Origin of the sequence: Mesonia maritima (assembly GCF_042433895.1) — a bacterium.
GTDB lineage: Bacteria > Bacteroidota > Bacteroidia > Flavobacteriales > Flavobacteriaceae > Mesonia > Mesonia maritima.
Window position 1 is genome coordinate 1 of sequence record NZ_JBHLUA010000006.1, and the last position, 11503, is coordinate 11503.

The 11503-nt window shown below is 33.6% G+C and carries 11 protein-coding genes; 5 read left to right on the plus strand and 6 right to left on the minus strand.

Going from position 1 to position 11503, the window contains the following annotated elements:
- A partial coding sequence (locus ACFFGL_RS04410; RefSeq protein WP_378928005.1) for an integrase core domain-containing protein occupies positions 1-320 on the plus strand: 320 nt, incomplete at its 5' end.
- 186 nt (positions 321-506) lie between these two features.
- A complete protein-coding gene (locus ACFFGL_RS04415; protein WP_309727849.1) occupies positions 507-1340 on the plus strand; it encodes a hypothetical protein in 834 nt (277 codons plus the stop codon).
- A gap of 448 nt (positions 1341-1788) precedes the next feature.
- Here the strand turns inward: ACFFGL_RS04415 and ACFFGL_RS04420 are convergent, their stop codons facing one another.
- Together ACFFGL_RS04420 and ACFFGL_RS04425 are read right to left on the minus strand one after the other, a co-directional pair.
- Positions 1789-3591: a hypothetical protein gene (locus ACFFGL_RS04420; protein WP_374708754.1), complete on the minus strand. Its 1803-nt coding sequence runs from the start codon at positions 3589-3591 to the stop codon at positions 1789-1791.
- A 551-nt stretch (positions 3592-4142) separates the two neighbouring features.
- Positions 4143-4574 carry a MarR family winged helix-turn-helix transcriptional regulator gene (locus ACFFGL_RS04425; protein ID WP_309727851.1) on the minus strand — a complete coding sequence of 144 codons (432 nt, stop codon included), beginning with the start codon at positions 4572-4574 and terminating at the stop codon, positions 4143-4145.
- Positions 4575-4658: 84 nt separating this feature from the next.
- Here ACFFGL_RS04425 and ACFFGL_RS04430 point away from each other — a divergent pair, with 84 nt between their 5' ends.
- From ACFFGL_RS04430 to ACFFGL_RS04440, 3 genes are all read left to right on the plus strand, one after another.
- Complete coding sequence (locus tag ACFFGL_RS04430) at positions 4659-5096, plus strand: GNAT family N-acetyltransferase (protein WP_309727853.1); 438 nt, start codon at positions 4659-4661, stop codon at positions 5094-5096.
- Entirely contained in the window at positions 5096-5575 is a 480-nt protein-coding gene (locus tag ACFFGL_RS04435) for a GNAT family N-acetyltransferase (protein WP_309727855.1), read from the plus strand. Before ACFFGL_RS04430 ends, ACFFGL_RS04435 begins: the two co-directional genes overlap by 1 nt.
- A 160-nt stretch (positions 5576-5735) precedes the next feature.
- Complete coding sequence (locus ACFFGL_RS04440; RefSeq protein ID WP_309727857.1) at positions 5736-7748, plus strand: PAS domain S-box protein; 2013 nt, start codon at positions 5736-5738, stop codon at positions 7746-7748.
- Between the two features lie 800 nt (positions 7749-8548).
- On the opposite strand, the gene ACFFGL_RS04445 is transcribed toward ACFFGL_RS04440, so the two are convergent.
- The 4 genes from ACFFGL_RS04445 to ACFFGL_RS04460 form a co-directional block, all read right to left on the minus strand.
- A complete protein-coding gene (locus tag ACFFGL_RS04445; RefSeq protein WP_309727859.1) occupies positions 8549-9343 on the minus strand; it encodes a cation transporter in 795 nt (264 codons plus the stop codon).
- A gap of 152 nt (positions 9344-9495) precedes the next feature.
- Complete coding sequence (locus ACFFGL_RS04450; protein WP_309727860.1) at positions 9496-10365, minus strand: S41 family peptidase; 870 nt, start codon at positions 10363-10365, stop codon at positions 9496-9498.
- Entirely contained in the window at positions 10296-10883 is a 588-nt protein-coding gene (locus tag ACFFGL_RS04455; RefSeq protein ID WP_309727862.1) for a hypothetical protein, read from the minus strand. The genes ACFFGL_RS04450 and ACFFGL_RS04455 overlap by 70 nt, the downstream gene beginning before the upstream one ends.
- Before the next feature lie 200 nt (positions 10884-11083).
- Entirely contained in the window at positions 11084-11500 is a 417-nt protein-coding gene (locus tag ACFFGL_RS04460) for a VOC family protein (protein WP_309727864.1), read from the minus strand.
- Positions 11501-11503: the final 3 nt, after the last annotated feature.

Here is an 11503-nt window from a genome sequence, read left to right on the forward strand (position 1 = left end):
GCGGTCTACAATACTGTAACCTTACCTATACCAACTTCGCGGAGAGAAACGAGATCAACATCAGTATGACACAACAATACGACCCATATGAGAATGCTGTAGCAGAACGAATAAACGGAATATTAAAACAGGAATTTGGATTGGGTAAAACAATTGTGAGTCTAAAATTAGCTCAGAAAATGGTTAAAAAAGCAGTCAAAATCTACAATTCAAAACGAATGCACTACAGCCTAGAATTTAAAACTCCAGACTTTGCTCACAGCAATCAAAATCATAATTACAGACAGTACAGAAAAATACCGATATTAGTAACTCAATAAAAACAAAATAGTAAACCAAAAATGGTCAACCTATTTCAGTATAAGACAACTATCTTAGATCCCTAAATTTCCACAACTGAAAGATATACAAGACCATTGTGCAACATTTGAAAATCAAAATTTTTAGTAATATTTGAATTTTATTTTGGTTTTGCAGTTTGATTATTATTTAATAATATTTTATTAATGAGAACAGAATTTATATTTATTTTAATCTTCTTCTATTACAATATTAGCCAAAGTCAAAATGTATATTCTTTAAAATCTTCTGACGATAATTCACCTATAAAATATGCTTATATTTATGCAAATAATAAAATACTAACTTCTAGTGATTCTCTAGGCATATTTAAGATTAGCGATAAATACTTAAATTCAACAATTAAAATAGAAGCACTTGGTTATAAAACCATTGATAGTGTTTCACTTAAAAAAACATCAAATATTGTAATGGAAGTTAAACCTGTTACATTAAATGAGGTTATTTTAATTCAAAAAAAAGAATCAGAAAAATTTAAATTAGGTAAAGCTAAAAGTGGCGATATTGGTATTGTCTGTACCCTTCAAAATAATACCATATCACAAGTTTCTAAATTATTTAAAAAACCTACTCAAAATATTTTATTTTTAAATAAAGTTAAGTTTAAAACATTATGCTCGGACAAAAATAGAATATTATCAGTATTCATTTATACGGTGGGGAAAAATGGTAAGCCAGATAGAATCATTAATAATGAAGACATAATATGCAATTTAAAAAAAGGGCACAACGTACTTGAATTAGATCTAAGCCATTTAAACATAACTTTTCCAGAAAAAGGTGTTTTCATTGCCTTAAATTATATCTTCTTGGATCAAAATAAATGTTATCCTAATAAAAATAATAACTGGTATTATTATGAACCATCAATTGACGCGATAAGCATTGATAATTATACAGATAGTTGGTATAATATTAATGGTTTATGGAAAAAATCACAAACATATAGTATTAGTATGCAATTAAATGTAACTAACTAGTAAATTTCTATTCTATCTATATTAAAGAGGTATTAAAAAATAATAACCGATTTCAAACATCAACACTAAAAAAACGTTGCAAAACACCATATATAGCAAATAGCGGGGTTTGGTTCTAAACCGTAAATTTCGATATATTCGGAAGTTCGCCAATTTTTGTTTAAGTAAGAAAAGGTAAGATTCAAAAAAAAATTGTCTTGCATTTGGCGGAAAGGTTCTAGCATATCCGCCCGCGCTACTTGTCAAGAACTGTGTTAAAAAACAAATAAATTCGAATATTTATTTGGCTAATACGTTTCTATGATTTTCATCGTATTTCTAAGCTGCTTTGGCAATTGCAAAGGCCTGTTTTAAAAGCCTGTTCCATTGAAAGCTATAACGTTTTAGTTCATCGTATAACCTTTTATTTTACAAAGGGTTAACGATCGCTTAGCCTCTTCCCTATTCGTTAGGTGAGCACCGGTGTAGCCAACGTCATAAGTTCTTCTTTATATCTTAACAATTCTTGTTGAATCTCTTTATATTCTGACGATTGAACGGGTTGAAACAATTGTTGATAATAGGCAATTCCACTAGTTAAATTCACTTTAAACCGTTCCCATTTCTTAAGGTGTTTGGCGCTGATTTCTTCTGAAGTCGCTTCTATTTCATTTTTGAGGTAGTTCACATACATTTTCAATTCGTTAATGAACACATGAGAACGATTTACCGGGCTTAGCACAGAAGCATTGCCGTAAATATGTTGTATCATCTTAGCTAACGAGACTTCTTTATCGAAATAAGCCATATTAGGTCCAGGACAAATAACCACTCCCTGCGCTTGCCCCTTTATTGGGAGATCATGTTCCATATAAGAGGCATTGGCTAAGCCTACACACAAACAGGATTTCTCGTTTATAAGTGTTTGTTCTTTCTCATACTGATCCTTAGAGACTTGTCCTTTTTTTTCTGCTAAGGCTTGTAGTTTAGCTGTTTGATATTTTTTAGAAGCGGTACAAACCCCCTCAGGACCAAATTCTTTACTTAAAGCCAGATATTTTTTAGGGCATGAGCTTCCTGCTTTATTGGCATCGATGCGTTTTTGTTTATAATACTCATTTGTGGTTCCTTTAAGCGTATTAAAAGGAACTCCTAAAGGTGAAACACCACTTAAATATAAATCTTTCTCCTTAGCGTTAACAAGCAACGCTCTAGTGTGTTCATCTACCGACGTAGCTTCCGGTACCAATAAAAAAGGACTTCCCCACCCTACCGAATCAACCTCATAGTTGTCCAGTAAAAATTCATGTTCCGCGGCAGTACCCACTCCGCCTTGAACGGTTATTTTTAAAGCTAACGCTTTGGTGGGGACAAGAAGTTCTTTTTGTTGTAAAGCTTTTACGAAAATGGCATGCGTCTCTTCTAGTAAGGCTTCTTTTTTGGTTTTAAACTCTTCTAAAATGGGGCCCAATAAAAATCCTTCGGTAGCAAAAGCGTGACCTCCACAGTTTAAGCCCGATTCTATTCTGTATTCTGAAACCCAAAGTCCTTTCTTTGCAAAAAATTTACCCTGAATAATAGCCGAACGATAATCGCTTACTTTTAGCGTGATTTTCTTTTTTAAGTGTCCGTTGCGATCGGGGAAAAAGTCTTTGAAATTTTCAAAATAACTATATAAACGCGGATTCATTCCTGCGGAGAGAACTACGGAAGAACTTAAGTTACTTGTAGCAAACCCACGAAGCGAGGCGTGGGCATCATTAAATTCTACCGGTAATTGTTTTCCCTTTTCAAAGTTATCTTTATCTACTTTGGTCATGATGTTTACATCTATCTCCCCCGGGACCAAGTGCTTTTCTAAATACGTGGCAAGCCTTGCCGAAGGTACAGCGCCTTGTTTTATAAAGGTAAAAAGTCCTGCTTTAATCGTAGAGGTATTGGGTAAAATAGCCGTAAACCGCTCTAAAGCCTCAGTATTTTGCGACAGTTCCTTTTTAAACGTTGAAAAGTTATGCTTCACAATAGTCTCAACCAAATTTAAATAGGAAGTAATGCGTTTAGCGCGATAGTCGTGTTCTTTCTTTGATATTTCTTGATAAGGAAGATTGAATTTTTTGGAGTACAAGGCATTCATTTTTTCCATAAGCTCATCGTCTATAATAGAAATCACAGAGGAAATTCCATAATGAGCCACTCGTATCGGACTGTCTATGGTGTAGGCTAAACCCATAACCGGGATATGAAAACTATGTATTGATTGCGTTGAAATCATCTTATCAGCACGTTGAAAAGTTAATAACTACAAATATGCTTTTTACTACACTACTAAAAACTGACATAAATCATATTTGCATTTTTTTCAATAAAATATTCACCTAATTATAGTACGACAATGAATCCGAGAAAAACATATGATCTTACTGAAGTGTCTTCTCCTAAAAAAAATTGGAGCAAAAGTAAGTCCTATTATAAATAATTGGGATTACATTACCACAAGTCTCAACTTAGCCGAATGCCTTATTATATACCATAAAAAAACGGAAAGACGTGAGCAATACCTACCCAACTCTTATCTAATAAAAAGTAAAATTTAAAAGAACCTCAAAAATCTAACGCTTAACGAGCTTTTTACTTAGCTCTTCCATTTAGCGCTAGTGAAGTTGTATCTGTATATACCCGGAGGTAAAAGTACATGTACTTAAAACCAAACTAATAGTGAGTCCATTATGAAAACACGATATTGTGGTGAAATGTAGTTAAGTCCTAATTGCAGTTGGACTCAAAATGGTTTAACTATGACGTATCTGGGAAGCAAGGGAAGTGTTACTCCTCATACAACAATCGCATTATCTTGTTAAAAGAATGCGCTAATTCTTTCTGTTCCGGGAGGGATAAGTGAGAAATGATACCAGCGACGGAAACCGAAGACAACTCATCGAGTTTTTGTTGCTCCTTGATGCCTTTTTCGGTTAAACTGATTTTAAAAACGCGCTTATCGACCTGCGATTTTTCTTTGGTTAATATGGAATTAGAAATCAGTTTTTTGATGATTCGGCTTAAATAGCCTTCATCCAAATTCAGCACCTTATTAATATCGGTCGCGGTGGTTTTGCCGTGTTCCTTAACGATATACAGAATATGAGATTCGGTAAGCGAATATCCTGTATTTAAAAAAGTTTTTTCCAAAAGCCCAATGCTTCGTACATAATTACGATTGAATTTCCGGATGCTATGTATAATTTCGATTTCTTCCATAAAATTTACTTGCCTATATCAAGTATTTATACTTATATTTGCTTTTGTCAAGTAATATACAACATCTCCTAATAAATTCAAGCAATGATCAGCGTAAAAAATATCAACATCACAACTCCGCAGTATCAGCAGATGCGTGAACTCCGCAACAAGGTATTGCTCCGCCCCCTGGGGATTCCCGATCATTCCTGGGAAATGCACGACGCGCGTTCCTGGCATTTTGTAGCTCTTCAGGACGATCAGGTGATTGGCTGTGCGGTGCTGGTTCCTTCCGAAAAAAATAAAACTTCGGCACAACTCATACAAATGGCGGTCGCTCCCGAGGCTCAGGGAAAAGGCATCGGTCAGTTATTGCTTAACGAGATTATCGCATTTGCAAAACGTAAATCCTTGCAGGAAATTCATTGTCATTCCCGGCAATACGCAGTTAATTTTTATAAAAAAGCCGGCTTTACCATCTATGGCAAAACCTTTACCGAAGTAGGAATTCCGCATAATTATATGAAATTAGAGTTATTATAATGGAAATTAGAAAAATCAAAAGCACCGATAATCCAGCGGTGACCACACTGATTAAAACCGTGTTCGAAGAATATAATGCACCAAAAGAAGGAACTGTCTATTCCGATGCCGATACGAATAGGCTTTATGAATTCTTCGGAATAGAAAAAGCGGAACTTTGGGTAGCCGAAACAGAAGGGAAAATTGTTGGCAGCTGTGGCGTCTATCCTACTGAAGGATTGCCGGAAGCTTGTGCCGAGCTGGTTAAATTCTATATCGCTAAGGAAGCCCGCGGAAAAGGTTTGGGCAAAAAATTAATGGAGGCTTCTATCGCATCTGCCCTGCAATTTGGGTATCGCGAACTTTACCTGGAAAGCTTACCCGAGTTTTCCAATGCCGTTTCGTGGTATAAAAAACTGGGCTTTAAAACGCTCGATGCCCGTTTAGGAAATTCGGGACATTCTTCCTGCAATATCTGGATGCTGAAACCGCTGGTGTAGTTGTAAGAAGAATACTTTATGTTCTCAGCCAACTCCTAATTTCTTCTAGAAAAAAGTCATTTTTTTCAACTGAATATTTTTCATCTTTACTTTATACTTCAAAATTGAAAAATTTATTCTACATTATTTAAGTAAAAACAGTATTTTCAAATAAAAAAAGATGAAAACCCCACCTATACCTTACAACGATGCTGAACGATCTGAAGAGGCCTTTCAATATACCAAATATACTATAGAAGATGAAGATTTGAATTTTTTAAGCGCAATGGTGGCCGAAATTTGTAATACCGATAGCGCCCTTATATCTCTTATTGACAAAAAAAAGCAGTACATTCAGTCAACTTTTGGAATGGAACTGGAAGTACGGGAATTTCCAAGGGAATTTACGTTTTGTGCCCATACCATTAATAATATAGATAAGCCTACCGTTGTACCCGACGCAAGAAAAGACGAACGGTTTAAAGATAGTCCATTTGTCACTGGTGAAAATCCAGTGATATTTTATTCCGGTTATCCTTTAATAAATAAAAAAGGTTATGCTTTAGGAACTATTTGCGCCATAGACGGAGAGCCGAAAGAGTTAAATGAAGACCAAAAAAACAAATTGGTTTTACTCTCTAAACAGGTAATGAATGTATTGGAACTTAGAAAACAATCGGAAATTCTTACCCAAACAAACAAAGAACTTTCTAAGTTAAATAAAAGATTTCAATACATTACCAAAAGTACCAATACTGGGACTTTTGAATATAGTTTAAACAATTATTCCCTTGAATTTAATGAGGCATGGTGGACAATTACAGGCTATTACAGTGGACAAAACCTATCCTTAAAAAAATGGCAAGAGCTGATTCATCCCGGAGACCTTCCTTCGTTAAAAGAGAAAATTAAAAAGCATTGTAACTCCAATGATACTTTTAACCATCAGTTCCGACTTTTGCATAGAGATGGAAACTATATCTGGATAAGTGCTAATGCTCAGTTTAATTTTGGCTTAGCTAAAGATAAACCAACCCATATTTACGGCACACTTATAGATATTACCAAACAAAAAAATAAAGAGTCTGAAGTTGTTTATAGGCAAAAGCTTCTGCAATTATTATATGAGCTCTCACCTATTGGTATCGCCCTAAATGATTTTGAAACAGGGGCATTTTTAGAAGTGAATCAAAAACTACTAGACCCTACGGGTTATACCAGAGAAGAATTCCTACAACTCAATTATTGGGAAGTTACCCCCAAGGAATATGAACTACAGGAAGCACAGCAAATAGAATCCATGAATGAAAAAGGTGCATATGGCCCTTATGAAAAAGAATACATAAAAAAGAACGGAGAAAAATATCCGGTATTGTTAAGAGGTGTTTTGGTAGAAGATATCGACGGAAATAAAAAGATTTGGAGCTTTATTGAAGATATATCTGAACACAAAAAAGATGAGCTTGAAAAGTCACAGTACTTAGAGAAGATTCAAAGCTTGTTACATATAAAAAATAATCAAAACGAGCGGTTAGAAAATTTCGCTCATATTGTTTCCCATAATTTACGTTCCCATTCTGGCTCTATTAATATGCTAATTGAATTATTACAGGAAGAGAATAATACGTTAGATGAACAGGAAACATTTAAATATTTAATTCAAGCAACATCAAATCTGAAAACTACTATTCAGGATTTAAATGAAATTGTTGAAATAAATTTATCGGATACTAAAGATTTTAAACCAATTGATATCTATCCCTTGATTCAAAAGAATGTGGAAAGTGTATTTCCAATCGCCAAAGAAAACCATGTAAAGATATTTACAGATATTGACCCTAAAACCTATATGATAGGGGTACGCTCCTATTTAGAAAGCATTTTTCTTAATTTTATCACGAATAGTATTAAATACAGTGCTAAAGACCGAGACAGTTATCTAAAAATTTCCGCTAAATCTGAAGGAAACTTTACCAGCATAATTTTTGAAGATAATGGCTTGGGAATAGATATGGAAACCTATGGTAATAAACTGTTTAAAATGTATCAAACTTTTCACACGCATAAAGATGCCCGTGGCATAGGCCTGTTTATTACCAAAAACCAGATAGAAACCATGAACGGAACTATTGAAGTAAGCAGTAAAGTTAACGTAGGTACCACTTTTAAAATTAAAATTCCTAATAGCAACTAACTCCTGGAATTTTGAAGTACCAATACGCTAAGTCATAAAGCTAAAATTACCTTAAACAAGAGGAGCAAAAAATACATGCGCCTTTTTTAGTCGGGTTTATCTTATAGTGCAATCCACCAAATAAATCATGTATATCACTACATTATAATAAAGTAAATCCCCACTTCTCTATCATCATTACCCAGTTGAAATTGATAGCTTAAAAAAGTTATCAATTTAATAATGCGAAAATCTGTAGCGCGAAAAGTTCTATCGAGGTAATGTTTTAAGCGAACTCATTAGAAAAACCTAATTTAAAACCGTTGATTTTTAACGTAATGAGTATATTACTTTACTAAAATCGCTTTTAATTCTAGGTAGGGTTTCAAAGAATTTTTTAACTTCAACTACCGTACTTTTTTGTTGAATGTGATGTTCAAGTAACCCCTTATGAAGAAAGGATATATGTTTAACTTTATCATATTTCTACTTCATATTCCGCTCCAGTTATAAATTTCTCACGATTTTGAATAGCTTTTAAGAGTTAATTATTCCATATTAGTGATAATTTCTCAATCACAGTTTACTCAGCAATATAAAGCGTAGCTTACGTTTTTTTTATTTCTACATCTTTTACGTAACTTCTTTAATTTTGCCATTTCCAGGGATTAATTACTCGTCTTCTATTACAGTTCATTTTTTGTGCTACTATGAGCGTGGGAGAGATACTTCAAAAAAATTCATTGGCAAAGATGTAAAGTAATCCTTTCCCCAAGCTATGACTTCTTCAAATTAGTAAAGGTTTTTTTATGCTTATTATTTTATTTACTTAATTTTAATATTCTAACGGCTCCTTGAATAACCAACACAAAAACGATGGTTCCGATAATTAAATCGGGGGTGCTGGAATGCAACCAATTTACCAAAAGTGCTGCGATGATGACGCCTAAATTGATCACTACGTCGTTAGAGGTGAAAATCATACTGGCTTTCATATGCGCTTCTTGTTTGCTTTTTGACTTTTGGAGTAGATACAAGCAAATTCCGTTTGCGATAAGCGCGAAGATCGAAACGATAATCATTGTGGAAAAGTCAGGAAGTTTCTCGGTTCCTAAAAATCTCCTTAACACTTCAACAAATCCAATAATAGCAAGGGTTATTTGAAAATATCCGGCTAGTTTGGCTATTTTCTTTTTCTTAACCACGGTTCCGCCCACGACAAGCAAACTAATGCCATACACAAAACTATCGGCCAGCATATCTAAGCTATCGGCGACCAATCCCATTGATTTTGAAATGATCCCAGTGGTGATTTCTATTCCAAAAAAGATGAAATTTATGCCGAGTACTGCCCACAGTAGCTTTTTTTGGTTGGCATTTTCCTTAAATTCGGTTTGCTTAGTTTCTTCAGTCGAGATTTTCTTTCCGCCTAAATTCAGTTCGAGAACAGATTTTTCGATTTGGTCAATTTCTCCGCGGTGAAAAACAGTCAGTTTTCTATTGGGAATATCGAAGTCCAAATTTGCAATACTTGAGATGCCATCCAATTTCATTCGAATTAGGTTTTCTTCTGAATGACAATCCATTTTGGTAATCTCAAATATTGTTTTCTTCATTGGTTTACGGTTTTATTAATTTCTAATTAAAACTTTGTATAACGCTTCACCTAAGGTATATCGCTCCATAAAACTACCCAAAATCACCAATCTCCATTAAGGATTTCTTGAAATTATTAGCTTAAGTAACGCTTACCGGTTTTAGGCAACAGTTATTTCATTAGTTCTTCAACTTTTTCTATTGCTCTATCTTTATTATTAAATTCCGAGTTCAAAGTTTTAAAAAGTTTCGTTTCTTCTCTCGAATATTCAATTTTGTAATCAGGAGGAATTCCTGTTACCTCAAAAAGTTTACCATCCATTGTTTCATAAACTTCGCTTGACAACCAATAAGTCCAACCGTTAGGGAGTTTTTTGTATAAAACATCGGACAAAGCTCCATTAGTATTAGAGCCAACTCTTTTGAAATTTGGAAAATTCATTGTTGCTATTGTGGTTGTTTCGGCAGCACTAACCGTAAAAGGACTTGTAAGTATGTATACACTTTTTAGATAACCAGGATTTGAAGGCTCTATATCAATAATTTGATACTCTGAATAATTGTCTTTAAATCTTCTTTTCTTTTTAAAAATATCATATTTCTTATCAATAAAATGACTCATAAATGCGAGTCCCACCCAATCATATCCTCCTGAATTGAATCTTAAATCTATTATGCAGACTTCTTTGTTTTGAATATCATTAATGATTTTAGTAGCTATTTTATGTGTACCATCTATCAAATCTTTTTCATAATCATCACTTTCCTCTGCTTTTTCCCAATATTCACTTGCATTGACAGGTTGATAATCGGCAAGTCCATCCATTTCATTAATTTGGATATAAGCAAGATTTTCATCGATATTTCCCCAAGCTATTTGTCCTCCATTATATTTCTTCACCTGTGTTACAAAATTCTTTAGAATTTTATCTTTTGCAAGGTCTCTATAATCCGTGGTGTCTTGTTTCTTGTTTAATTTGTGCCATTTTTCATCAAAATCATCTGGGACTTCAAAGTCTGAATGTTCATCATTAAGTTCCAATACAATTTTTCTAATAATAAATAGAATTCAAAAGGTGGTGTTTGGTCTGTAAATTGAGATTGGTACTTGTTCTTTAACATATTCCAATCAATATTCCGTTCTTTAAAAAAAGCATATTGGTCATTAAAGGTATGCCAAAGGGTTTCAAAATTGTACGTATTGCTATTGATTTCTTCTTCGGTAAGTTCTGTACAAGACGTGGGTTTTTTTTCTAGTTTCTTATATGTGAAAATGGTGTATCCTTCTTGATTTGTAAAAGTATTTTCATCAATTACTTTTATGGTTGGGGTTTGTGTATTGAAATAATCTCTCGAAATTTTCCATTCAGGAAAGCAGTTAAAAGAGCTACTATAAAAAGAAGTAACTAAAGAATCATTGATTTCAACAATTTGTCCTTCTCCTTGTTGTTCAAAAAAGCCATTAAGTTCTGCTTTTGTTGTTTCAGTCTTTTGTTTTTCTGAATTTTTGCAATTAATCGCTGTAATTGTAATTAATAAAAGTAAAACTTTTTTTATCATAAATATATTTTTGTTAAAGACTATAGTTTATAGAAATTGTTACAGATCTGATCATAATTGTTGCCAACCTAGCTATACCCCAACAAGCATTGTGTGATATCCATTTTAGTTCAATGATAAAACTAACCAAAATCAACAATTTCAATTAAGGATTTTTTGGAATTATTAGCTTGGGTAACGCTTACCGGTGTTAGCTGCTGTTATTTTTTAATCAGTCCTTTATTATTTTCGTTCGGTTCAATCAAATCCCACAAATTTCCATATAAGTCTTCAAATACCGCAACAGTACCATATTCAAATTCAGTAGGTGGTCTAACAAAATTTATCTTTCTTTCCACCATTTTGTTGTAGTCTCTCCAAAAGTCATCAGTGAAGAGAAAAAATCCAACTCTTCCTCCAGTTTGATTTCCTACAATTTCAGTTTGTTTTTCATTAGCAGCTTTAGCAAGTAGTAAACAGCATTCAGTAGCACCAGTTGGCGCAATCATTACCCATCTTTTATTGTCGTCAATTTTTGTGTCTTCAAGAAGTTTGAATTCCAGTTTTTCTGTATAGAATTTAATTGCTTCGTCATAATCTTTTACTACTAAAGCGATATGAGCTATTCTTTGGTACATTTT